This window comes from Hyphomonas sp., from assembly GCF_046313975.1.
Classification (GTDB): Bacteria; Pseudomonadota; Alphaproteobacteria; order Caulobacterales; family Hyphomonadaceae; genus Hyphomonas.
The window spans coordinates 112,664-135,834 of record NZ_JBKBXB010000001.1 but is presented as its reverse complement, the minus strand read 5'-3'; the positions used below and the strand labels follow the sequence as shown (position 1 = coordinate 135,834).

Sequence of the window (23,171 nt, the reverse complement as noted above, 5' to 3'; positions counted from 1 at the left end):
GCCCACGGAATAAAAAAGCCGCCGGGCGACCGGCGGCTTTTTTCATGGGATATCCGGGAAGGATCAGCTCAGGGCTTTTTCAATCTCGCGGGCTGCAGCTTCGAACTGGTCGACGCTCGTCTGCTCGGTCATCACGCGGCGGGCCGCTTCCGTCGCGGCATCAGCTGCGGCGCGGCGTACTTCGTTGGCGGCTTCCGCTTCGGCGCGGGCGATTCGGTTGGCAGCCTGGGCTTCGCGGCGCGCGATCTTGTCGGCGAGGTCTTTCTTGGCCTCTTCGAGCATCGCCTTCGCGTCGGCTTTCGCCTGCTCGATGATCGCTTCGGCTTCCTTGTCGGCGTCCTGCTGACGGCGCTCAGCGAGAGCGAGAGCCTCCGAGGCTTGTTCGCGCAGGCTGGCGGCTTCTTCGAGTTGCGCCTTGATCGTATCGGCGCGCTTGTCGAGTCCCCCGAAGACCGCCTTGAAGGCGCCGAGGCGCCAGATGATCGCGAAGAAGATCAGCACACCGATGAAGACGAGGTGCGTGACCGTGTCGCCGAACGGCGTCAGCAGCGTGTCCTGGCCGTACCCCTCAGCAGCATATGCAGCCGGAGCCGAAGCCAGAGCGATCAGGGCCGGAACGATAGCGCGCAGGGTCATCCGCGTTTCTCCAGGGCAGCGGCAACGGCTTTTTTCAGGTCGCCATCAGCGGCCTTCACGCCGAGGCGCGCCGTCATGGCTCCTGCCGCATTGACGGCAATCTGCTCGACGTTTGACATCGCATCCGCACGCAGCTTGGAAATCCGCGCTTCCGCGGTTTCCAGTTTGCGGGCGAGGTCTGCATCGACGCGGGCCGTTTCCTTGGCGAGTTCGGCTTCGGATTTCTCCCGGGCCTTGTCCGCCGTGTCGCGGGCTTTCGAGCGGGCCTGAGCGAGGCGCAGTTCGAGGGCCTTCTGGGCCTCGACCGACTGGTTGTTCAGGCGGGCGGCTTCATCAAGGTCCGACGCAATCCGGTTCGCCCGCTTCTCCAGCGTGTCGCTGAGTTTCGGCAGGACGAAGCGCGACAGCGCGAAGTAGAGCGCGATGAAGAAGACCGCGAGCCAGAAGAGCTGTGAAGCAAACCATGTGATGTCGAACGCGGGGAAGGGCGCTTTCGCGGCTTCACCGTGCTCGCCCGCATGGGCGGCTGTTTCAGCAAGAAATGCCAGCAGGCTCATCGCGCGCCGAGCTCCTTAGGATGTTCGCTGCGATTAAGCGGCGAACAGGATCAGCATCGAGATAACGAACGCGAAGAGGCCGAGGGCTTCTGCGAGCGCCATACCGAGGAAGAGGTTACCCGACTGCTGCGGAGCAGCCGAGGGGTTGCGCATGGCGGCATCGAGGAACGAACCGAAGATGTTGCCGACGCCGATGGCCGCGCCGATCATGCCGAGCGTGGCAAGGCCAGCACCGACGTAACGCAGACCTTCTTGAATATTGCCTTCCATGGGAGTTCTCCTGATTGGAATCTGGTGTTTCGGGTTGTTTGGCGCCCCTCAAGCGTGTTCCGCAGGAACCGTCAAGGGGCAGGTCTTGGTGCGTTTGGACGCACCGTTAGGGGTGTCTCCGCATCAGTGCGACGGGTGGATCGCATCCTTGAGGTAAACGCAGGTGAGCAGGGCGAACACATACGCCTGCAGGAAGGCCACAAGGAATTCTAGCGCGGTGATCGGGATCAGCAGCACATACGGCACCCAGGCCGCCCATGCGAGGCCGGCGCCGGCCAGCATGACGACGAAAATCGCCAGCAGTTTCAGCATGATATGGCCGGCCATCATGTTGGCGAACAAACGCATGCCGAGCGTGATCGGGCGGGCCAGGAAGGAGATGATTTCGATCGGCACGAGGAAGATCAGCACCGGCAGCGGCACGCCATGCGGGGCGAAAAGGCCGAAGAAGCCGAGGCCATTCTTATAGATGCCATAGCCAATGACGATCAGGATCACGACAATCGCCAGAGCGCCGGTTACGGCGATGTGGCTGGTGGTGGTGAAGGCATAGGGGAACATGCCGACGAGGTTCGCGCCGAGAATGAAGAAGAACAGCGTGAAAACGAAGGGGAAGAATTTCAGGCCTTCCTCACCGGCTGTCGAGCGGACCATGTCCGCGACAAAGCCGTAAGAGAGTTCGCCTAGGGACTGCAGGCGGTTCGGGATCAGCCCGCCGCGCGAGGCTGCAAGGCCGAGAATGACGAGGACAAGACCGGTCGAGACCAGCATCCAGAAGGAGGAGTTGGTGAAGGACAGGTTATAGCCGCCGGCCGACCATTCCAGCAGCGGGAAGATCTTGAACTGATGGATCGGGTCCGTCGCGATGCTCGGGAGCAGGGCAGGCAGGTTGAGGGTCATTCGGCCTTCTCGTCTGTCGTGTCGGCGGGCTTGGCCGCCGCTTGTGCTTGTTCGGACAGCTCTTTTGCTGCCCTAAGGAGATTCCGGAAGCCCGCCGCGATGCCGAAGCCCATCATCACGAGCAGGCCCCATGGTGAGGTCCCCGCGAAATGGTCAATCAGCAGGCCCAGACCCACTCCGACGAGGACCGCGGCCACCAGCTCCGAGCTGTAGCGCAAGGCCATGCTCGTGGGAGATGCAGCGCTTTCCTTCCGCCGGCGTTCAGCCTGGTTCGCCCGCTCAGCCTGTTGTGCCTGCGCCTTCGCGATGCGGCCGGTAAGATCCGAGGGATCAGGTCCGGACATCGAAAAAGGCTCCTGCCAGAGACAGAGGGACGACGAGCCCCACCCCTTGAAATTGCGCGCAAACTATGAGGCACCCCCTATCAAGTCAACGGGAATTGCGAGCGCGAATTGCCTTGATTTTATTGACAAAAGTCCTGCGCGGGCTGCGCTACTCCGCCGCAACGAGACGTTCGGCACCGGCAAGGTCGACCGAAACCAGTTTCGACACGCCTTTTTCCCGCATGGTGACGCCGAACAGCCGGTCCATCCGGCTCATGGTGACAGGATTATGGGTGATTATGACGAATCGGGTGTCAGTGCGCTGACGCATCTCGTTCAGCATGTTGCAGAACCGGTCGACGTTGGCGTCATCCAGCGGCGCATCCACCTCGTCCAGCACGCAGATCGGGGCGGGGCGGGAGAGAAACACGGCGAAGATCAGCGCGGAGGCTGTCAAAGCCTGCTCGCCACCGGACATCAGGGCGAGTGTGCCGAGCTTCTTGCCGGGCGGCTGGGCAAATATCTCGAGGCCGGCATTCAGCGGGTCCTCGGCATCGACGAGGCGCAGCTCGGCCTGGCCACCGCCGAAGAGAGCCTCGAACAGGGCCTTGAAATGGGTGTTCACCGCCTCGAACGCCTCGAGCAGGCGCGAGCGGGCTTCGACGTTCAGCGCTTCGACGCCTTCGCGCAGGCGGGCGATGGCGGCGACAAGGTCTTCTTTCTCGGCGATCTGCACGCCGAGGCGGGCTTCCAGTTCCGCAGCTTCTTCCTCAGCGTTCATATTGACGCCGCCGAGCTGTTCGCGTTCGCGGCGCAGGCCGTCGAGTTTCGCCTCGGCTTCGCGCGGGGAGAAGGCGCCCATTTCTTCTTCGTCGAGGCCAGCTTCAGCGATGGCGAGCAAGCCTTCCGGCGTGCGCTGGAAGGCGTTGCGGGCGTGTTCGATACAGTCTGCGAGACGGGATTCGGCGTTCTCGAGCTTCACGGCCCAGGCGGCGGTCTGCTCGCGTGCTTCTGCGGCTGCAGCGGTTGCGCGGCGGGCGGCGCTGTCGGCTTCGCGGATGGCGGCTTCCTTGCGGGCGAGGGCATCGGCAGCAGCCTGGCGCTCGGATTCCAGCTTCTCCGTTTCGCTGGAGAGGCCTTCGATTTCCTGCCTCAGCGCTTCTGGGCGTTCCTTCGATGCATGCAAGGTCGCGGCGACATCAGCGCGGCGTTCGGTGAGTTGGGCGAGGCGGTCGTTGGCGGAGGCGAGGCGAAGGGTCCAGGCTTCGATGTCGCGGGTGAGGGCAGCACGGCGGGCGGCAGCCTGTTCGCGTCCGCGCAGGAGATCGGCGAGCTGGCCGCGGGTTTCGGTTTCTGCTTCGCGGGCGGCGGCGAGGGCGAAACGTGCTGTACTTACTGCAGTTTCGAGGGTGGCGTCTTCTTCCATGCCGGCGCCGGGTGTGGCCAGGGCGAGCATTTCGGCGATGGCGGCTAGGTCGGATTCGGCACGGGCGAGGGCTTCCGCGCCGGCTTCGCGCTTCATTACGGCGCGCTCGTTGGCCTGTGTTGCTTCGATGGCGGCGGCGCGCGCATCGCTCAGGGCCTTCTGCGCAGGGCCCACAAACTGGCGCACATGGCGCAGGTTATCCTCAGCCGTTTGGCGGGATTTTCTGGCCGATTCCAGCTTTTTACTGATTTCTTCCAGTTCCGCACGGCGGCCCGAAAGTTCGGCTTCAGCGGCTTCGATCCGGGCTTTCTGCTCGAGCCGGGCGGCGGCGCTGACCGGGGCATCGGGGGTACGGATGAAGCCGTCCCAACGCCAGAGGTGACCTTCGCGGGAGACGAGGCGCTGGCCGGGTTTGAGGTGGGCCATGAGCGTCTCGCCCTGCGAGGCGGGGACGAGGCCGCATTGGGCAAGGCGGGCGGCGAGTTCGCCGGGGGCGTCGACATAGGCGCCGAGCGGTTCGGCGCCGACAGGCAGGGTTTGGGGCGAGGCGTAGGCGCCGGTCCAGTAGAGGGCGGCGGTGCGATCGGTGGGGGCTTCAATGTCATCGCCGAGGGCGGCGGCGACGGCTTTCTCGTAGCCATCGCCGGTGCGGATGCGTTCGAGGACTGGCGGCGCCGCGTTTTCGCTGGCCTTGCGCAGGAGTCGTTTCAGGCCGGCGATTTCGGCTTCGAGGGCGCGGACAGCATGGTCGGCGGCGTCGAAGGGCGGCTGGGCCTCGCCTTCGGCAGAGCGAGCACGGGAAAGGTCTGTCTCGGCGGCTTCGACCGCGCGTTCGGCCCCGTCGAGGGCGACTTCGGCTTCGGCTTCAGCGTTCTTGGCCTGGCGCAGGCGCAGGAGCTGGATGCCGGCATCTTCGATGCCGGTCATCTCATTGCGCAGGCGGTCAATCTCGGCGGTGAGCTGGGCCTGACGGCGCGACTGGGCGGCCGCCTGATCTTCAGCGGCGCGGCGGCGGGCGCGGGTTTCGGAGAGGCGTTGCTGGGCGTCGTCGGCGGCCTTCTCGGCATCGACGAGGCGGCTGCGGGCGGCTTCGAGCGCGGCGCGGGCTTCGGCTTCGAGGCGTTCGGAGAGGGCAGCGTCTTCCTGCGGCAGCGCAGCGGCTTCATCCTGCGCGGCGGCAAGGGCGGCTGCGGCTTCGGCCTGGGTCGCGGTTTCGCGTTCGAAGTCATAGCCGAGACGGACGGCTTCGGCCTCGAGGCGGGCATGGGCGTCGGCAGCGATGCGGCGTTCGGTCTCCAGCTTGGCGAGCGTGATGCGGGCCTGACCGAGGCGAGCGGCGGCTTCCATCTCTGCATCGCGCAGGGGGCCGAGACCTTCGGCGGTTTCGATCCGCTCCTTCTCGCGCAGGGCGTCTTCGCGCGAGAGGTCTTCGACCTGGCGCTTCAGCGTGTCGAGCTGGACGCGGGCGGTTTCCATTGTCTGGCGGGCTTCGACCCAGCGCAGGTGAGCAACGAGCGCGTCGAGCGCCTGGATTTCATCCGTGAGACGGCGGTGGCGGCGGGCCTTGGTGACCTGACGCTTCAGGCTGGCAAGCTGGCGTTCGACTTCGGCGGAGACTTCGGACAGGCGCTGGAGGTTTGCCTCGGCAGCGTCGAGCTTCAGTTCGGCTTCGTGGCGGCGGCTGTTGAGACCCGCAATGCCGGCAGCCTCTTCGAGGATGCGGCGGCGATTCTGCGGCTTGGAGCCGATCAGTTCCGAAATCTGGCCCTGACGGACTAGGGCTGGGGAGTTGGCGCCGGTGGAGGCATCCGCGAAGAGGAGCTGGATGTCCTTCCCGCGCACGGTGCGGCCATTGATGCGGTAGCTGGAGCCGGCTTCGCGGCGAAGCTTGCGTTCGATTTCCAGCGTGTCCGAGCCGTTGAATTCCGGCGGGGCGGTGCGTTTGGAATTGTCGAGGACGAGCGTGACTTCGGCTGTCTCGCGCGCCGGGCGGGTCTGCGAGCCGGAGAAGATGAGATCGTCCATCTCGCCGCCGCGCATGGCCTTGGCGGAGTTGGCGCCCATTGCCCAGCGGAGGGCCTCTAGCAGGTTGGATTTGCCACAGCCATTGGGGCCGACAATGCCGGTAAGCCCCGGCTCGATCGGCACAGTCTGCGGATCAACGAACGACTTGAAGCCGGCGATGCGGAGTTCAGTGATCTGCATGCCGGCGCCTCATCCCTACTGCACGCCTTTTTCGGCGAGCAGGGCGTCAATGTGCTTCGAGAAGCCTTCAGCGGTGCGGAAATCGCCTTCGAAGTTGCGGACTTTGCCGTCGAGCACGAAGGTGGGCGTGCCGCCGACATTGTACTTCTCTGCGGACTGGTAGACCTTCGACATTTCCTCGCGGTATTTCGGCTCTTTCATGCAAGCGTCAAAGGCCTCGTCGGATTCGATGCCGTGGCGCTTTGCGATGGTTTTGAGCGTGGCGCTGAGGGCGCCGATCTGGGCCGCCTGCACGACGCCTTCCTGGCTGGCGAAGAGATCGTCCATCACGTCAAAGAACTTGTCCGGACCGGCGCAGCGGGCAACGACAAAGGCGGCAATATCGACGTTACCGTGCAGCGGGTATTCGCGCAGGACATATTTCAGCTTGCCGGTGGCGATGTATTTCTCATCCAGCTTAGGCAGCACTTCCGTATGGAAGTATTTGCAGGCCGGGCAGGTGGGTGAGGCATACTCGATCAGCGTGATCGGGGCATCGGCGGCGCCCTTGGCATGGCCAAGCTCTGTGCTGACACCAGCAGCGCCGGAGGCTGAAGCGGAAGTTTTGCCGCCCGCACCATTGGCTTCGCCGCAGGCGACAAGCGCCAGGACGGGAAGGGCCAGCAGGGCCAGACGCCGGGTAAGAGATGCCATGATCATAAGCCTCGTGTTAAGAAATGAGTCGCACCGGTTGCCAAATGGTTAAGCAATACCGGCCTCCGGGTTAACTTAATCCGCCGATAGCACAGCCTTGCCCAGTGCAACAATTGCAGCACGCAGGCGCGGATTCTCGATCGGGGCAGCCTTTGAGTCGATTACGGCCTTTTCATCTGCCGTTAGCGCTCGCGGCGGTCGGCGCCAGGCAATTGTCTCGGCGCCGCGCTGGATGGGGCCCTGGACGATGCGGATGGCGGTGATGTCGCCGCCAGCGGCCACCGAGATGCGCTGGCGGAGGGTTTCCGACTGGTGCTGGACCAGCGGGGCGGCCTGGGGGATGACTTTCAGGGTGAGGACGCGGCCATCTTTCGTGGACGTGAGCTTTTCCGGCTGGGAATAGCGCCAGATCTGGTCGCCGGCGATCTGGCGCCAGCGGGCCTGAAGGAGTTTCAGCGGCGGCAGCTTCGCGGAGCCCGCCTTGCGGCTGACCCGGTCGGCTGTCAGGCCGAGCTGCTTCATGGAGGCGTGCAAGGCGCGTGCGCGCGAATAGCGCAGCTTGACCAGCGCGCGGGCTTCTTCCAGCGGATCGAGGGTTGATCTCTGCACCATAAGCGGAAATCTGCACGGCTTCTGCGGCGAGGGAAAGGCATGCAACGCAATCGTGAAGCTGGCCTTCAGGGGCTCGCCCCGAAACTGCTGGCCTGGTTTGACCGGAATGCGCGGGCATTGCCCTGGCGCGCGCCGATCGGCGTGCGGCGTGATCCTTACCGCGTCTGGCTGGCCGAGATCATGCTGCAGCAGACGACTGTGCCGCATGCGGCGCCCTATTTCGAGGCGTTCACCCGGCGCTGGCCGACGGTCGAGGCGCTAGCGGCGGCGAAGGATGAGGATGTGATGCAGGCCTGGGCAGGGCTTGGCTATTATGCGCGAGCGCGCAACCTTTTGAAATGTGCACGCGAAGCGGCGGCGCTGGGGGCGTTTCCGGAGACGGAAGAGGGGCTGAGGGAGCTGTCCGGGATTGGTCCGTACACGGCAGGGGCAATTGCGGCGATTGCGTTCGGGCAGAGGGCGGCGGCGGTGGACGGGAATGTCGACCGGGTGTTTGCGCGCCTGTTGGCGCTCAAGGGCGAGTGGGCGCAGGAGAAGAAGCGGATTGCAGTGGAGGTGGCGGCGCTGGTGCCGGAGGCGCGTCCGGGAGACTTCGCCGAGGCGCTGATGGACCTGGGCGCGACCGTGTGCACGCCGAAGGCGCCGAATTGCAGGACCTGTCCGCTCACGGAGGAGTGTGCGGCGCGGCGCGAGGGCGCGCCGGAGCGGTATCCGCTGAAGCCGGCGAAGGCGGTGAAGCCTGTGCGGTTTGGCGCGGCTTATGTGCTGCGGCGCGGGGAGGCGGTGTGGCTGGTGCGCCGGCCGCCTTCGGGGCTGCTGGGCGGGATGCTGGGCTTGCCCGGGCCGGAATGGCGCGAGGCGAAGGATGAGGCGCCGCCCCCGGTTGAGGCGAATTGGGCGCATCTGGGCGAAGTGCGACATGTGTTCACGCATTTTACGCTGCGGCTGGATGTGTATGAGGCGCGCAGCGGGCGGGTGAAATTACCGGAAGGGTATTGGGCGGGGACGGATGATCTGGCGGGGCTGCCGACGGTGTTTGCCAAGGCGGCGGCGCTGGCGGGGCTCAGCGCGCGGCGAAAACGTTGAGCTGGACGAAGGCGGCCATGTTGATGGCGACGCTCATCCAGAACAGTGTACGGAAGGTTTTCTTCTGCGTCTTGTGACGGAAGACTTCCTGTCCGATCAGGCCGCCCGGCCAGCCGCCGGCGAGGCCGAGGAGGAGGAGCACGGTTTCGGAGACGCGCCAGCGTTTGTTCTCGGCGGCGCGCTTGTCTAGGCCGTAGCCGATGAAGCAGGTGAAGCTGGCGACGGCGTAGATCAGCCACCAGTTCGGCGAGACCGGCACGCTGGTGGCGACGGCGAGCGCGATGAAGATGAAGGCCGGGATGACAAGGAAGCGGGCGCCGCGCTGCAGGATTTTTGCGGCGAGGCCCGGGCCCTGTTTCGGCGCGGTGTACAGGGTGACGCGCTTTGCCTTGCGGCGGCCGTCGGCGGCGATCTCGAGGGAGAATTCGTAGGTCAGGCCGACTTCGATATGGCGGCCTTCCTTCACGAAGGCGTTGGCATGGGCGAAGACATCGCCGCTGCCATCCTCGGGCGCGAGGAAGCCGAAGCCGCGTTCGTCATTCCAGCTGACGAGACGCCCTCTGGACCGCGGCGGGGCCGCAGATTCGGAGGGGCGTCCCGGCGGGGTCACGGCGCGTCTTCCTTCGCCACGGAGGCGGCGAGCGAAGCGGAGAGGAACCGGTCGATATCGCCGTCGAGTACGCCGTCCGTGTCGGAGGTTTCGACATCGGTGCGCAGGTCCTTCACCATCTGGTAGGGCTGCAGGACATAGGAGCGGATCTGGTGGCCGAAGCCGATGGCGCTCTTGTCCGCATACTGAGCATCGGCCACGGCTTGGCGTTTCTGCAGTTCCAGCTCGTAGAGCTTCGAGCGCAGCATGCGCCATGCCTCGTCGCGGTTCTGGTGCTGGGAGCGGCCGCTCTGGCACTGGACGACGGTGCCCGTGGGAATGTGCGTGAGGCGGACGGCCGAGTCGGTCCGGTTGACGTGCTGGCCGCCGGCGCCGGAGGCGCGGTAAGTGTCGGTGCGGACATCCGACGGGTTGATCTCGACATCGATCTTGTCGTCGATCACCGGGGTGACGCTGACCGACGAGAAGGAGGTGTGGCGGCGGGCGGAGGAGTCGAAGGGCGAGATGCGCACGAGGCGGTGCACGCCGGTTTCGGACTTCAGCCAGCCATAGGCGTTCTCGCCCTTGATCTGGACGGTGGCGGACTTGATGCCGGCTTCCTCGCCTTCGCGTTCGTCGAGCTCCTCGACCTGGTAGCCATGCTTCTCGGCCCAGCGGACATACATCCGGCGCAGGATGGAGGCCCAGTCCTGGCTTTCGGTACCGCCTTCGCCAGCGTTGATCTGCAGGTAGCAGTCATTGCCGTCCGCTTCGCCGGAGAGAAGGGCGGCGAGTTCGGCCTTGGCGGCGCGTTCGGCGGAGCGGGCGAGGGAGGTCTGCAGGTCGGCGAGCATGGCGGCGTCGCCTTCGGCGAGTTCCATCAGCTCCGGCGCGTCGGCAATCTCTTTCTCCAGCGCCTCGACCATGGCGATGCCGTCAGCGAGTTTCTGCCGCTCGCGCATCAGTTTCTGGGCTTCCTGCGGGTCGTCCCAGAAGTCCGGGCGTTCCGACAGGGCGGTCAGTTCATCGAGGCGTTTTGTGGCTGTATCCCAGTCAAAGACGCCTCCGTAGCAGGGCGGATGACTGGCGGACCTGATCGATCAGGGAGCGGATTTCGGCGGACATGGGAGGTTCCTCGGTGTGATGGAAATCGGGGGCTTACCCGGCCTATATAGGCGCGGGCTGTCAGGGTCAAAGCGGCGGAATTGCTGCAGGCGGCGTCAGAAGATGCCGTCGAGGTTTTCCGTGGCCGTGTCTTCAGTGGGCGTATCCGTATCGGGTCCACAGGAACCGGAGATCGACAGGCAGTCTTCGCTGCCGGAGAAGACGTTCAGGCCGGGCTCGGTGCCGGGCCGGAAGGCTTCGTCGATGGTGCCTGGACCACCGCCGGGCGCAGGCGCGCCGGTTGCGGCATTGACCTTCACGAGGCGGACTCCGGGCGGGATGCGGAACGGCGTTGGCGGTTCCTTTTCAAGCGCCTTTTCCATGAACTCGGTGAAGATAGGCGCGGCTAGCGAGCCACCAGCTTCGCCTTCGCCGAGCGAGCGGTTGTCATCGAAGCCGATGCGGACACCGACCACGAGGTCCGGCGAGAAGCCGACGAAGATGGCATCGCGGTAGTCGTCCGTCGTGCCGGTCTTGCCGGCGAGGGGCTTGCCGACGCGAAGGGCGCGGCGGCCGGTGCCGCGCTCGATCACGCCCTCCATCATGTGGGTGATCTGGTAGGCGACGATGGGATCGAGAACCTGCTCGCGCATGTCGGCGAGGACGGGGGGCTCTTCGCCGTTCCAGTCCGCCGCCTGGCAGCCATCGCAGATGCGCTTGTCATTGCGGTAGAGCGTGCGCCCGTAGCGGTCCTGCACACGGTCGAGCAGGGTCGGCGTGACTTTCTTGCCGCCGTTCACGAAAGCGGCGTAGCCGCGCACCAGGTTCATCAGTTCGGTATCGCCGGCGCCGAGCGACATGGCAGCGTAGGGCGGCAATTTCTCATAGACACCGACGCGCTCGGAGAGGTCGGAAACAGCCTCCATGCCGATATTCTGGGCGACCCGGGCGGTGACCTGGTTCAAGGATTTCTCAAGCGCGACACGGAGCGTGACGTTGCCGTAGGACTGGCCTGCCGTGTAGTTTTTCGGCGCCCAGTACTTCTGGGTCGAGACGTCATACGACACGAACGGGGCATCAAGCTCGCGCGAGGACGGTGTGTAGCCTTTTTCCAAGGCCGCGGCATAGACGAAAGCCTTGAAGCTGGAGCCCGGCTGGCGGCGCGACTGGGTCACGCGGTTCAACTGTGACTTGAAGAAGGAATAGCCGCCCTGCATCGCGAGGACGCGTCCGGTGTGCGGATCCAGCGCGACGATCGAGCCTTCCACGTCCGGCACCTGGCGCAGCGTGGCGTTGCCGACGGGGACCATCAGCGGCTCCGGCGGTTCCACGCCTTCACCTTCTTCGCCTTCAGCCGGAACTGGCGGGGGCGCGTCCTGCTTCTTCTCTTCGCGGCGGAATTCCGCGAGGATGACATGCCCCACCTGCAGGCCGGCCTTGCCGCCATCAGGCTTGAAAGTCTGGGCCCATTTCACTTCCTCGGCCGGAAGCTTGATGGTGTTGCCATCCTTCAGGAGAAGGTCGGCAGAGTTGGATGCGATTTTCGTTACCAGCGCCGGTTCCCAGGTGCCGTAGCCACCGGGGAGCTTGACACGGCCGAGTTCGGCAGCGGCGTTCTCGTCGACGGGCAGGGTGGTGATCGGGCCGCGCCAGCCATGGCGGCGGTCATAGGCGATGAGGCCGTTCTGCAGGGCCTGCTGGGCGGCGAGCTGCAGGCGCGTGTCGATGGTGGAACGGATCGACAGACCGCCCTGTTTCAGTGTGTCCTCGCCATAGGTCTTTTCCAGATCGCGGCGGAGTTCCTGCACGAAGTAGGTGGTGGCGGTGTATTCCGGGCCGCGCAGGCGTTTCACCGTGGTGAGCGGGCGGGCGCGGGCTTCGTCGTGCGCTTCCTTTGTGATGTAGCCATCCTCGAGCATGCGATCGAGAACATAGTTGCGGCGCGCAAGCACGCGGTCGGGGTTGGTGTAGGGGTTTACGCGGCCGGGGAATTTCGGGAGCGAGGCGAGGACGGCTGCTTCCGAAAGGTCGAGCTCTGACAGCGACTTGTCGAAATAGTTCAGGGCCGCCGAGGCGACGCCGTAGGACTGGCCGCCGAGATAGATTTCGTTGAGGTAGAGTTCGAGGATCTGTTCCTTCGTGAACTCCTTCTCCATGCGCTGGGCGACGATGGCTTCCTTAGCCTTGCGCTCGAGATTCTGGTCCTTGGTCAGCAGCATGTTCTTGGCGACCTGCTGGGTGATGGTCGAGCCACCTTCCATGCCGCCGGAGCCGGAGAGCTTGTTCTTCGCCGTGTTGATGCCGCCGCGCGCGATGCCGGCATAGTCGAGGCCGTCATGGGTGAAGAAGTTTTTATCTTCGGCCGCGACGAAAGCCTGGATGACATGGTCCGGGATCGACTCGTAGGGCACGAAGACGCGGTTCTGTTCGGCGAACTCGGCGATCAGCTTGCCGTCGCCGGCATGCACGCGCGACGTGATCGGCGGCTCGTACTGTTTCAGCTTGGAAATTGACGGGACGTCGCGGCCGAGCGCGGCGAAATAGCCCCAGACGGCAATCAGGGCGATGACACCGAGCGCAAAGGCCAGGATCGCGAGGCGCCGGGCCCATTTCAGCGGGCCTGCATATTTCTGCAGGAACGAGTCCGGATTGCTGGTCCGGAAGGTCGGCGGAGGAGCGTCAGTCATCAACAATACCTGTGCGGTGATTCGGGCAGTCTTGAGCCACAATCGCCCGGCCTGACCGGGCATCCGGACGGGTCGCATGCGTTTCCGGCGATACTATGGCGCCGCCGGGGCGCATGAAAGGGGCCGGTGTCAGATGTCCTGCCGTCCGATTTCGAGGTCATCGAGGGAAATCTGGGGCAGGGTGCGCTTTTCCGGGGGCGGCGTTGTCAGGCCGTCCTTCAGCTTGGCCTCGATCGAGTCGCGCTCGGCTTTCGGGGGATGGGTGTTCAGCGCGGTTTCCCAGGCGGTCCGGGCATCGTCTTTGCGGCCGAGGTGCCAGTAGATGTCGCCGAGATGATCCTCCAGTTCCCAGTGGTTCTGGGGCTTCAGATCGTCACGGGCGGCTTCGATCAGGTCGCGGGCGCGCTCGAGATCGCCGAGCTTGTAGAGCGCCCAGCCGAAGGAGTCGGCGATGTAGGGGTCGGTCTCGGCCAGCAGCATGGCGCGGGCGAGGATCTTGTAGCCTTCCTCGTAGCGGTCGGTGCGGGTGATGAGGAAATAGCCGAGGGAATTCAGTGTATAGGGATCGTTCGGGCGGGCGAGCCGCTCGGAGCGCAGGATGACGAGGGCATCATTGATCTCGCCGGCCTGGCCGAGGACATCGGCAAGGGCCATGCGGCGCTGGTGGGTGTCGTCCAGCCGGCGGGCGTCGCGGGCATGTTCGGCAGCTTTCGAAATTTCGCCGAAGTGCTGGTAGATCGAGCTGGCGGCGCCGTGGGCGGCGGCTTTCTCGGCCGGGTTCTCGGCGAGGCTGAGAAGTTCCGGAACGATGGCATAGGCCGCGTCCCGGTCGTTCAGCAGGGCGCGGATCTGCATGGCGCCGTAGAGGGTCGACAGGCGATCCTCGTCATTGGTCAGGGTCAGGGCGGACTTGATGGCGGTGCGTGCGCCGGATTCGTCGCCGTCCATCAGGAGCGACTGGGCGGCTGCGATCTCCAGCGAGGGTGTGGCTTCCGGCGCGGTGGTCGCGATATGCGCCGCGCCGGCATAGAGCGCCTCCTCATAATAGGCGTCGATGATGTTGCTGCGCAGGTTTTCGTTGGCCGGGTCGATCAGCAGGGTGACGAGATCGAATGAGGCGCGGCGTTCGTCGAAGCCGTCGATGGTGCCGCCCATCATGATGGTCTGGATGAAGCGCTGTTGCTGCATCGCGTAGGAGACATCCGACAGGGCGAGGGCAAAGCCGGCCGAGACGGTGAGGGGTTTGTTCTTGAGGTTCTTGCCGGTTTCGAGGCTCTCGATGGCGGCGGCGTAGCTGGTGGATTGTTCCGGCTCGGCATCGGCGAGCTGCTGGTAGACGGTCTGAGCCTCCTGTACGCGGCCCATGCGCTGCAGGAGCAGGGCATGGCGCACGATGACGGTGCTGATATGGGCGAAGACAATGCCTTGCGGGTCGAACTCGTGTTCGGGCGCCTTGATCAGGGTCGGCGTCAGGGCTTCGTAGACGGCCAGGGCTTCGTCGTTGCGGCCGGCGATCTCGAGCAGGGCGGCGAGGGACAGATCGGCCGTGATGCCGGGCATGCCGCTGGAATGCTTGCGGTGGCGTTCGATGGCTGCAGGCAGGTCGCCGTCCATCGCGAGGAACCAGGCATCCATCCAGAGGAAGAAGTCCGGAACCGTGAAATTGTCTGCCTCGTCCGCGCCGATGCCGAGCAGCGCGCGGGCACCGGACGTGTCACCGGCCGCGGCGCGGTCGAGCGCGAGATAGGCCGTGTTGAAGCGGTCCTCGGCGCGCACGCCTTCAGGCATGAGGCTGAGCTGGGTGAGGTAGCCGGCGGTGTCGCCCGCCTTGAGGGCCTCCAGCGCGGAGGCGTAGCTGGCGCGCGATCCGTCAGGGCGGCGGATGGCCGTGGCGAGGGCGGCGGGCGACAGGGCCGGGCCGGTTTCCGCAGCGAGGGCGGGCACGGGGGCCTGCGCCGAGCCGCTGGTGGTGGTGCAGGCGGCCAGCGCCAGGGCAAGGGCAGAAACGAGCAGGCTCGGCGTTACGGACTTGGACAAGGGGAGACTCCACCGGGATTGTGCCGGAGTGAAGCAGGCCCTTGGGGCAAGAGCAAGGCGGCCGGGTGCGTGAAAACGGGACAGAGGCCCCCGGCGACACGAATGTGATCACATGTTCGGATAGGCCGGGCCGCCGCCACCTTCGGGGACAGTCCAGTTGATGTTCTGGTTCGGATCCTTGATGTCGCAGGTCTTGCAATGGATGCAGTTCTGCGAGTTGATCTGGAACTTCAGGTCTGCGCCTTCGCCCACCCATTCATATACACCGGCCGGGCAGTAGCGGGCCGAGGGGCTGGCAAATACATCGTGCTCGGACGATTTCTGCAGGGCCATGTCGGCAACGATGAGGTGCACTGGCTGGTCTTCACCGTGATAGGTGTTGGTGAAGGAGACGTTGGTCAGCTTGTCGAAGCTGATGACACCGTCCGGCTTCGGATAATCGATTGGCTTGAAGTTCTTGGCGGGCTGGAGGGATTCCGCATCGGTCTTGGTGTGATGCAAGGTCGGCAGGAAGCCGAAGCCGAACAGCACGCGCATCCACATGTCCGGCACGCCGATCATGGCGCCGAGGAGGGTGCCGAATTTCGACATCAGCGGCTTCATGTTGCGCACCGGCGAGAGGTCTTTCCAGACCCAGGAATCGCGCACGGCTTCGGAATAGCTTTCGAGCACATCGCTCTGGCGGCCGGCGATGATGGCATCGAACGCAGCTTCGGCGCCGAGCATGCCGGTCTTCATGGCGTTGTGCGTACCCTTGATGCGCGGCAGGTTCACGAAGCCGGCCGAGCAGCCGATCAGCGCGCCGCCGGGGAAGGCGAGTTGCGGGATCGACTGGATGCCGCCCGAGGTGATCGCGCGCGCGCCATAGGCAACGCGCTTGCCGCCTTTCAGGTAACGGATGACATCGGGGTGATGCTTGTAGCGCTGGAACTCGCTGTAGGGCGCGAGATAGGGGTTCTTGTAGTTGAGGTGGACGACGTAGCCGACCGAGACGAAGGCCTCGCCTTTGTCGCGGAAGTGGTAGAGGAAGCCGCCGCCATCGCCGTTCTTGCCCATGACGGGCCAGCCGAACGAATGCTGTACGAGACCTTCCTCGAAAATCTCTTCCGGAACCGACCAGACTTCCTTCAGGCCGATGCCGAATTTCTGCGGATCGCTGTCCTTGCACAGATCATATTTCGCCTGCAGCTGCTTGGTGAGCGAGCCGCGCGCGCCTTCGGCGAGGAGGACATACTTGCCGAGCAGTTCCATGCCGGGCTGGTAGTCCGGGCCCGGCTTGCCTTCCTTGTCGATGCCCATGACGCCAGCGACGATGCCGCGCACCGCGCCCTTGTCATCATAGACGATCTCGGAGGCGGCAAAGCCGGGGAAGACTTCGACGCCGAGCTTCTCGGCTTCGGCACCGAGCCAGCGGCAGACGTTTGCGAGCGAGCCGATGAAGCAACCATGATTGCTCATCAGCGGCGGGAAGGGCGCCCAGCCGACTTCGGCCGAGCCGTTCTCGCCTAGCAGCTTGTAACTGTCAGTCTTGACCTCGGTGGTCAGCGGCCGGTCGGCGCGGGTGCGCCAGTCGGGCAGGAGTTCGTCGAGCGCCTTGGGATCGAGCACTAGGCCGGAGAGGATGTGTGCACCGATCTCGCCGCCTTTCTCGATGACAACGACCGAGAGGTCCTGGCCCGATTCGTTGGCGAGCTGCTTGAAGCGGATGGCGGCAGAGAGTCCGGCCGGGCCGCCGCCGACGATGACGAGGTCAAATTCCATCGACTCGCGTTCGGGGGTCTCGGCCATAGGTCAGCTCCTCGTTTGGTCTTTGCGGCTCATGCCTGTACGGGTAAGCACTTACAGCCTGTTTCCTGAAGGTCCACCCTGTCCGCAATGCCCACCCCTGCGTCAAGAGAGCCGATGACCGCGCTCACCGAATGGTGGACGGAGATGGGCGTGCCCGTGGATATCGCACGGGTTGAGGCGCTGCTGAAGATTTCCCCTGCCGGGGATGAAAGGAAAGCGGCGAAGCCGGAGGCTGCCGCGCCTGTGGCGGCGCCGGTGCGCCGGAGGGGCGCGAAAACTGTTGCCGACTGGGCGACCGAGGCCCGAGCGAAAGCGGCGGCGGCGACCACGCTTGACGCGCTGGCGGAAGCCATACGGGGATTCGAGGGCAGCCCGCTGAAGGCCTCCTGCGAGCAGGCAGTGGTGAGCGACGGCGTGTTCGGCGCATCCCTGATGGTGATCGGGGAAGGGCCTGGCGCAGAGGAGGACCGGCGCGGATTGCCGTTCGTCGGCAAGGCCGGGCAACTGCTCGACAAGATGCTGGCGGCGATCGGCCGGTCTCGGGCCGAGAACGCGCTGATCACCAACGTCAATTACTGGCGTCCGCCGGGCAACCGTAATCCGGAGGCGGATGAGCTGGCCGTGTGCCGGCCGTTTGTGGACCGGATGATCGAGCTGTCGAAGCCGAAGCTGATCGTGGCGGCGGGCGGGGTGCCGGCGGTGTCGCTGCTCGCCAGCACGGACGGCATCATGAAGCTGCGCGGCAACGAGTTCGCGTATGCGACGCCGGGCGGATATTCGGTGGCGTTGATTCCGATCCTGCATCCGGCCTACCTGCTGCGCCGGCCGCAGGACAAGAGCCGGGCGTGGCGCGACCTGCTGCTTATCGAGAAGCGGCTGGCGGAGCTGGGCGGCTGAATGCCGGCGCCGGTATCGATCATCATTCCGGCGCTGAATGCGGCGAACGACTTGCCGGCGTGTCTTGAAAGCCTGCTGCCGGGGCTGGAGGCGGGATTGATTCGTGAAGTGATTGTTGCCGATGGCGGATCGGCAGACGCGACACGGGCGATTGCGGGAGCAACGGGCGCGGTGGTGATCGACTGCGAGCCCGGCCGGGCGAGGCAGCTGCGCGCGGGCGCGGCGGCGGCGCGGGGCGAGTGGCTGTTGTTTCTTTATCCATCCATTGTGCTGTCGCGGGAATGGCCGGAGCGGGCGGGCGCACAAATCGACGAGCGGCCGGGTATGGCAGCGGTTTTCCGGTTCAGGCTGAGATCGGACGCGCGCGAGGCGCGCCTGGTCGAGGCGCGGATGAACCGGCGGGCGCTGTGGTTCGGGCTGCCGGTGGGCGCGCAGGGGCTGCTGGTTTCTCGCGCGCTGTATGATGAACTGGGAGGTTATCCGGATACGGATCGTCTGGAGGACCTGAAGCTGGCGCGGGCGATTGGCAAGGCGCGGATCGTGCCTCTGGATGCCGAAGCGCGGGGCTCGGCGGCGCGGTATGTTGAAGGCGGATGGCGGCGGACGGCGTGGCGGGATGCCGGCCAGTTCGTGCGCTTCATGATGGGCGGGAAGGTCTAGTTCGCGGCGCCTTCGCGCCAGAAAGCGGGATCGGAGAAGCGATCCGAATAGGTCTCGATGAGATAGGTCCTGAAGGCGGCAAAGTCCCTGACTTCACAGGTATAGGCATCCGAGCGGATTATGCCGTATGCGGAGTGTGCCGCGTCGTCCCGGTCATTGCAGGACGGAAGGATCAGGTCGAATTGCGGGAAGCCGTCGCTCGGGTCCGCCGAGGCGCGGACGAGGACATAGGCCCAAGCGGGCTCGCTGTCTTCGCGCAGTTCGGCTTCGCCGACATAGACGGTTGAAACGCCGGAGCCGGTGAGCACCTCGAACCGCAGGTGCATGTCCTCTTCCTCCGGGTCGCCAGAATAGATGATGTAGCCGTCGCCTTCGCGGAAACCGGTCTGGCAGGGCGGGTTGTCATCGGTGCAGAAGCGGACCGGACCGTCAGCAAGCAGGGTGCCGGTCTGGATGCGGGCTTCACCCGACAGGAAACAGGCAGTCAGGACGATGGAGGAGGCCAGCGCCAGCGCGGTCGTATGCCATTTCATCGGGGGGCCAGTTCCTTCTGCACCTGTCGGGCGGGGGTCACATTCGCCGGTGTTTCGGGCATTTCCAAGGCCTGACTACAGTCTGGATTTCCCCAGAAACCATTCCAAAAGTTCTTGATTTGTTCTTTTCAGTGTGGCTCTCTCCGGCCATGAGAACCGGACAGAAGCTGAAGAAATCAGGCCGCGTGACCCTGCTTGAAGCGCGCGAAGTGTCGGAGCGTTTCGCGCATCGCGGGCGGGGGGCGATCTCGAACCAGACCGGGCGGTATGAAAAGGAAACCCGCGACGCGTTCGATGATGGCTGGGACACGATCGAGGAAGAGGCGGGGCGGCTCGACACGGAGCTTCTGGACGATACCGCGAAGTCGATCATCACGTTCAATACCTCGCCGGACATCAGCTTTGACCGGACGATCAATCCGTATCGCGGCTGCGAGCATGGCTGCATCTATTGCTTTGCGCGCCCGACCCATGCCTGGGCGGGTCTGTCGCCGGGGCTGGATTTCGAGAGCCGCATTTTCCGGAAGCGGAATGCGGCGGACTTGCTGGTGCAGGAGCTGTCGCGGCCGGGCTATGTGCCGCGGCCCATTGCGCTGGGTATGAATACGGATGCGTTCCAGCCGCTCGAGCGCGAGCAGAAGATCACGCGGAGCGTGCTGGAAGTGCTCGCCGCGCATAATCATCCGGTGACGTTGCTGACCAAGTCGGCACTTGTGCAGCGCGACATTGATATTCTTGCGCCAATGGCGGCGAAGGGGCTGACGCGGGTGGGCGTGTCGATCACGACGCTGGACAGGATGCTGGCGCGCAAGATGGAGCCGCGCGCAGCCACACCGGAGCGACGGCTGGAAACTGTGAAGGCGTTGTCGCAGGCCGGCATTCCCGTGACTGTGATGACCGCGCCGATCATTCCGGGCCTGAATGACCATGAGATCGAGGCGCTGCTGGAGGCGGCGGCGGCACATGGCGCGGGGTCGGCAGGGTATGTGGTCCTCAGGCTGCCCTATGAGATCAAGGACCTGTTCCACGAATGGCTGGTGCAGCATGTGCCTGACCGGGCGGCGCGGGTGATCAACCTGATCCGCGAGATGCGCGGCGGGCGAGACTATGATGCGAAATGGTTCGAACGCGGGCGCGGAAGCGGACCGATGGCAGACCTGATCAGTCAGCGTTTCCACAAGGCATTGGCGCGCTTCGGTTTGACAGCTCCCCGTCAGCCACTGAGGACGGATCTGTTCCAGCCCCTGGCAACGGCCAGCGGCCAGTTGCTGCTGAAGTTCTAGGCGGGGGTTGCGGCAGGGTCGGCGGGCTCGCCGGGGTCATGCGTGATGTAGGTCCAGGGGTGCAGGCGGCGCTCGGCCTTGAGAGCGGCTTCGGCAACGCGCCGCATATGGCGCGCGCGCAGGAGCGCAGCTTCCATCGGCTCGACATCTGTCTGACCTGATGCGGCGGCCGAGAGAAGAATTTTCTTGATGGCCTGATATGCAGCCTCCACTTCCGCCATTTCAGTGTCGAACTCCGACTTGAAGCAGTCCGGGTTGGTTGAGGAGGTGACAAGGGCGGCGAGGACGCCGGCGCGCAGGCGGTCCCATTCCGGACCGGTGATGAGGCGGGCTGGCGGGAAGGGCGGATGCTGCAGCACGGCGCTGTCGGTGAGGGCTTCCTCGACATGCTGGATGGAGCGGATGAGGTCCGGAAGGGCGGTGACGACTTCAGCTGGCAGTTGCTGGCGGCTGAGATCCGAGATGAAATCGCGGATCGACTGGCCGAGTGCGAGGATGCCGCTGTCGCTGTTGCCGTTGGTGATCTGGCCGGGCGGTGAAGAGACGCGGTTGCCGGCGCGCAGGAAGGCGATTTGCATCATGCGCTCGATCTCGAGCACGAGACCGCGCAGCGCGAGGGACGGGATGGCGGCGAGCGTCGGATCAAGGTGCTGGGGGCGGCCGACACGCTCATCGTCACTGGCATAGAGACCTTGCAGCCATCTGAGCAGGTGGCCGGACAACGGCCAGATGAGGAGAACGCCGAGACAGTTGAGCAGCGTGTTGAAAACCGCCAGCGTAAGGGGCTCGTCCTTACTGTCTGCGAGCAGCACATCGGCCAGTTCGTGGCTGGCGGCAACGAGGGGGTAGAGGAGCAGGAAAGCGACAACGCCGGCAAACAGGTTGAATACGATATGCGCCGTGGCGACGCGCCGGGCCGCAGGCGTGGCGCCAATGGAAGCGAAGGCGGCGGTGCTCGACGTGCCGACATTCGCGCCGATGATGCCGGCGGCGGCGAGTTCGAGCGGCAGACCGCCGCTTGCGGTCGCGGTAAGGATGAGCGCAATCGCGGCGCTGGAGGATTGCGCAAGTGTGGACAGCACGATGCCTGCGATGAGGAAGGCGAATGGTGCAAAGAAGCCGGAAACGATCAGACCTCGTTCACTGATCAGCGGCAGCAGGGTTTCGAACGAACCCTTGAGGGTTGCGATGCCAAGGAAGAAGAGGCCGAAACCAGCAATCGCCGTGCCCGCACCGGAAAGCCGCGGGCGCTGCGCTGCGAACAAGCGGATGAGGACACCAGCGCCGGTCATCGGCAAGGCGAAGGCGCCGATATCGAGTTTCAGGCCGACGAGGGCGACGAGCCAGGCGGTCATGGTGGTGCCGATATTGGCGCCGAAGATGACCCAGACGGCATGGCTGAGCGTCAGAAGGCCGGCATTAACGAAGCCGATGATGGCGACGGTGACGGCGCTGGAGGATTGCACGAGGCCGGTGACGAGCGCGCCGGAGGCAAGGCCGCGCAGCGGGGTGCGCGTCCAGCGGCGAAGGATGGCACGCAGGCCGTCGCCGGCGGCAAGTTTCAACCCGTCCGTCAGCATCGACATGCCGAGCAGGAACAGGCCTATGCCGCCGATGAGTTCCAGAGTGAGCATCATGCTGTGCCGGAGCGCTGCCTTAATAGTTCAGAAGGGCTGACTTAGCGGCGCGCACAGCCCTGACGCAAGCGGACACGGTAACCTTTCGGCAGGGTTTCCTTAAAGGCGTAGTAACCGGAGCAGCCCACAGAATCTGAATACTGTAGATTCAGCGGGGCTGCCGGCATGACCATCCAGAGAAACACCATCGTTCAGGGCGACTGCATCGAACTATTGTCGCGCCTTCCGGACCGTTCGGTGGATCTCATCTTTGCCGACCCGCCGTATAACCTGCAGCTTGGAGGCGGGCTGACGCGTCCGGACCAGTCAGTGGTCGACGGCGTAGACGATGACTGGGACAAGTTTGGCAGCTTTGACGAATATGATCTGTTCACGCACCAGTGGCTGGAACAAGCGCGCCGTGTGCTGAAGGATGATGGCGCGATCTGGGTGATCGGGTCGTATCACAATATATTCCGTGTCGGGACGATCCTGCAGGATCAGGGCTTCTGGATCCAGAATGATGTGATCTGGCTGAAGACCAACCCGATGCCGAATTTCAAAGGCACGCGTTTCCAGAACGCGCATGAGACACTGATCTGGGCAGGCAAGTCCAAGGACAGCCGCGTGACGTTCAATTATGACGCGCTGAAAGCCTTCAATGAAGACAAGCAGATGCGCTCTGACTGGTTGATCCCGCTTTGCACGGGGTCTGAACGCCTGAAGGATGAAACCGGGCGCAAGGCGCACCCGACGCAGAAGCCGGAATCGCTGCTGCACCGCGTGCTATTGGCCACGACACGGCCGGGCGATCTTGTGGTTGATCCTTTCTCGGGCACCGGCACGACGGCAGCGGCGGCGAAGCTGCTGGGGCGCGATTATATCGGGCTGGAGCGGGACGAGGCCTATGTGCGCCTGTCGCGCGCGCGGCTGAAGACGATCAAGCCGCTGGACGAGGACGTGCTGGAGACCGAACGCAGCAAGAAGTCGCTGGCGCGGGTGCCGTTTGGCGCGCTGATCGAGAGCGGCTGGCTGAAGCCGGGCGACCGGCTCTACTCGCCGCAACGCCGCCATCAGGCGCGTATCCGTGTTGACGGGTCGCTGACGACGGGCGCGATTACCGGATCGATCCACCGCCTGGGCGCGCATGTTCAGCAGGCACCGGCATGCAATGGCTGGACCTACTGGCACTATGAAACCGACAAGCGCGACCTTGCGCCGATCGATCTGCTGCGCCGGCGGTACCGCGACGAGATGGGCCTCAACTAG

Annotated in this window: 20 protein-coding genes; 5 read left to right on the top strand and 15 right to left on the bottom strand. The window is 64.8% G+C overall.

The genetic code is table 11. From position 1 onward, the window contains the following. Positions 1-63: 63 nt before the first annotated feature. The 8 genes from ACK4TE_RS00570 to ACK4TE_RS00535 form a co-directional block, all read right to left on the bottom strand. Positions 64-636: a F0F1 ATP synthase subunit B gene (locus tag ACK4TE_RS00570; protein WP_409909511.1), complete on the bottom strand. Its 573-nt coding sequence runs from the start codon at positions 634-636 to the stop codon at positions 64-66. Then, positions 633-1,193, bottom strand: a complete 561-nt coding sequence (locus ACK4TE_RS00565; RefSeq protein ID WP_409909510.1) for a hypothetical protein — start codon at positions 1,191-1,193, stop codon at positions 633-635. The genes ACK4TE_RS00570 and ACK4TE_RS00565 overlap by 4 nt, the downstream gene beginning before the upstream one ends. A gap of 33 nt (positions 1,194-1,226) precedes the next feature. Further along, positions 1,227-1,463 carry a F0F1 ATP synthase subunit C gene (locus tag ACK4TE_RS00560; protein WP_409909509.1) on the bottom strand — a complete coding sequence of 79 codons (237 nt, stop codon included), beginning with the start codon at positions 1,461-1,463 and terminating at the stop codon, positions 1,227-1,229. A 123-nt stretch (positions 1,464-1,586) separates the two neighbouring features. Next, positions 1,587-2,363, bottom strand: coding sequence for a F0F1 ATP synthase subunit A (locus ACK4TE_RS00555; protein ID WP_409909508.1), 777 nt, complete (start codon positions 2,361-2,363; stop codon positions 1,587-1,589). After that, a complete protein-coding gene (locus ACK4TE_RS00550) occupies positions 2,360-2,707 on the bottom strand; it encodes an AtpZ/AtpI family protein (RefSeq protein ID WP_409909507.1) in 348 nt (115 codons plus the stop codon). The genes ACK4TE_RS00555 and ACK4TE_RS00550 overlap by 4 nt, the downstream gene beginning before the upstream one ends. A 148-nt stretch (positions 2,708-2,855) precedes the next feature. Then, on the bottom strand, positions 2,856-6,317 hold the full coding sequence (locus ACK4TE_RS00545) for an AAA family ATPase (RefSeq protein ID WP_409909506.1): 3,462 nt from the start codon (positions 6,315-6,317) through the stop codon (positions 2,856-2,858). A 15-nt stretch (positions 6,318-6,332) separates the two neighbouring features. Further along, positions 6,333-7,010 carry a thioredoxin domain-containing protein gene (locus ACK4TE_RS00540; RefSeq protein WP_409909505.1) on the bottom strand — a complete coding sequence of 226 codons (678 nt, stop codon included), beginning with the start codon at positions 7,008-7,010 and terminating at the stop codon, positions 6,333-6,335. A 75-nt stretch (positions 7,011-7,085) separates the two neighbouring features. Beyond that, positions 7,086-7,622, bottom strand: coding sequence for a DUF721 domain-containing protein (locus tag ACK4TE_RS00535; RefSeq protein ID WP_409909504.1), 537 nt, complete (start codon positions 7,620-7,622; stop codon positions 7,086-7,088). Between the two features lie 39 nt (positions 7,623-7,661). Between ACK4TE_RS00535 and mutY the strand changes: the two genes are divergently transcribed. Beyond that, positions 7,662-8,708 carry an A/G-specific adenine glycosylase gene (mutY, locus tag ACK4TE_RS00530; protein WP_409909503.1) on the top strand — a complete coding sequence of 349 codons (1,047 nt, stop codon included), beginning with the start codon at positions 7,662-7,664 and terminating at the stop codon, positions 8,706-8,708. Here the strand turns inward: mutY and ACK4TE_RS00525 are convergent. The 5 genes from ACK4TE_RS00525 to ACK4TE_RS00505 all read right to left on the bottom strand — a co-directional run bounded on the left by ACK4TE_RS00525 (position 8,686) and on the right by ACK4TE_RS00505 (position 16,913). Then, entirely contained in the window at positions 8,686-9,318 is a 633-nt protein-coding gene (locus tag ACK4TE_RS00525; RefSeq protein WP_409909502.1) for a DUF1294 domain-containing protein, read from the bottom strand. The two genes, mutY and ACK4TE_RS00525, sit on opposite strands and share 23 nt — an antisense overlap. Continuing rightward, positions 9,315-10,422, bottom strand: a protein-coding gene (gene prfB / locus ACK4TE_RS00520; protein ID WP_409909501.1) for a peptide chain release factor 2 whose coding sequence is annotated in 2 segments (ribosomal slippage) — positions 9,315-10,352 and positions 10,354-10,422 — 1,107 coding nt in all. Because the reading frame shifts where the segments join, the coding sequence is not laid out codon by codon here. Before prfB ends, ACK4TE_RS00525 begins: the two co-directional genes overlap by 4 nt. A gap of 95 nt (positions 10,423-10,517) precedes the next feature. After that, positions 10,518-13,088, bottom strand: coding sequence for a penicillin-binding protein 1A (locus tag ACK4TE_RS00515; protein WP_409909500.1), 2,571 nt, complete (start codon positions 13,086-13,088; stop codon positions 10,518-10,520). A gap of 129 nt (positions 13,089-13,217) precedes the next feature. Beyond that, on the bottom strand, positions 13,218-15,125 hold the full coding sequence (locus tag ACK4TE_RS00510; protein ID WP_409909499.1) for a tetratricopeptide repeat protein: 1,908 nt from the start codon (positions 15,123-15,125) through the stop codon (positions 13,218-13,220). Between the two features lie 108 nt (positions 15,126-15,233). Next, a complete protein-coding gene (locus ACK4TE_RS00505; RefSeq protein ID WP_409909498.1) occupies positions 15,234-16,913 on the bottom strand; it encodes an electron transfer flavoprotein-ubiquinone oxidoreductase in 1,680 nt (559 codons plus the stop codon). Between the two features lie 114 nt (positions 16,914-17,027). On the opposite strand from ACK4TE_RS00505, the gene ACK4TE_RS00500 reads away from it, so the two are divergent. Both ACK4TE_RS00500 and ACK4TE_RS00495 read left to right on the top strand, forming a co-directional pair. Beyond that, positions 17,028-17,810 carry a uracil-DNA glycosylase family protein gene (locus tag ACK4TE_RS00500; RefSeq protein WP_409909497.1) on the top strand — a complete coding sequence of 261 codons (783 nt, stop codon included), beginning with the start codon at positions 17,028-17,030 and terminating at the stop codon, positions 17,808-17,810. After that, positions 17,811-18,470 (top strand): glycosyltransferase, encoded by a 660-nt coding sequence (locus ACK4TE_RS00495; RefSeq protein ID WP_409909496.1) that lies wholly within the window; start codon positions 17,811-17,813, stop codon positions 18,468-18,470. It begins immediately after the preceding gene. Here the strand turns inward: ACK4TE_RS00495 and ACK4TE_RS00490 are convergent. Further along, on the bottom strand, positions 18,467-19,003 hold the full coding sequence (locus ACK4TE_RS00490) for a hypothetical protein (RefSeq protein ID WP_409909495.1): 537 nt from the start codon (positions 19,001-19,003) through the stop codon (positions 18,467-18,469). The two genes, ACK4TE_RS00495 and ACK4TE_RS00490, sit on opposite strands and share 4 nt — an antisense overlap. 149 nt (positions 19,004-19,152) lie before the next feature. Here ACK4TE_RS00490 and ACK4TE_RS00485 point away from each other — a divergent pair, with 149 nt between their 5' ends. Beyond that, entirely contained in the window at positions 19,153-20,286 is a 1,134-nt protein-coding gene (locus ACK4TE_RS00485; protein ID WP_409909494.1) for a PA0069 family radical SAM protein, read from the top strand. On the opposite strand, the gene ACK4TE_RS00480 is transcribed toward ACK4TE_RS00485, so the two are convergent. Further along, positions 20,283-21,923: a Na/Pi cotransporter family protein gene (locus tag ACK4TE_RS00480; RefSeq protein WP_409909493.1), complete on the bottom strand. Its 1,641-nt coding sequence runs from the start codon at positions 21,921-21,923 to the stop codon at positions 20,283-20,285. The genes ACK4TE_RS00485 and ACK4TE_RS00480 overlap by 4 nt on opposite strands. A gap of 165 nt (positions 21,924-22,088) precedes the next feature. Between ACK4TE_RS00480 and ACK4TE_RS00475 the strand changes: the two genes are divergently transcribed. Next, positions 22,089-23,171: a site-specific DNA-methyltransferase gene (locus ACK4TE_RS00475; RefSeq protein ID WP_409909492.1), complete on the top strand. Its 1,083-nt coding sequence runs from the start codon at positions 22,089-22,091 to the stop codon at positions 23,169-23,171.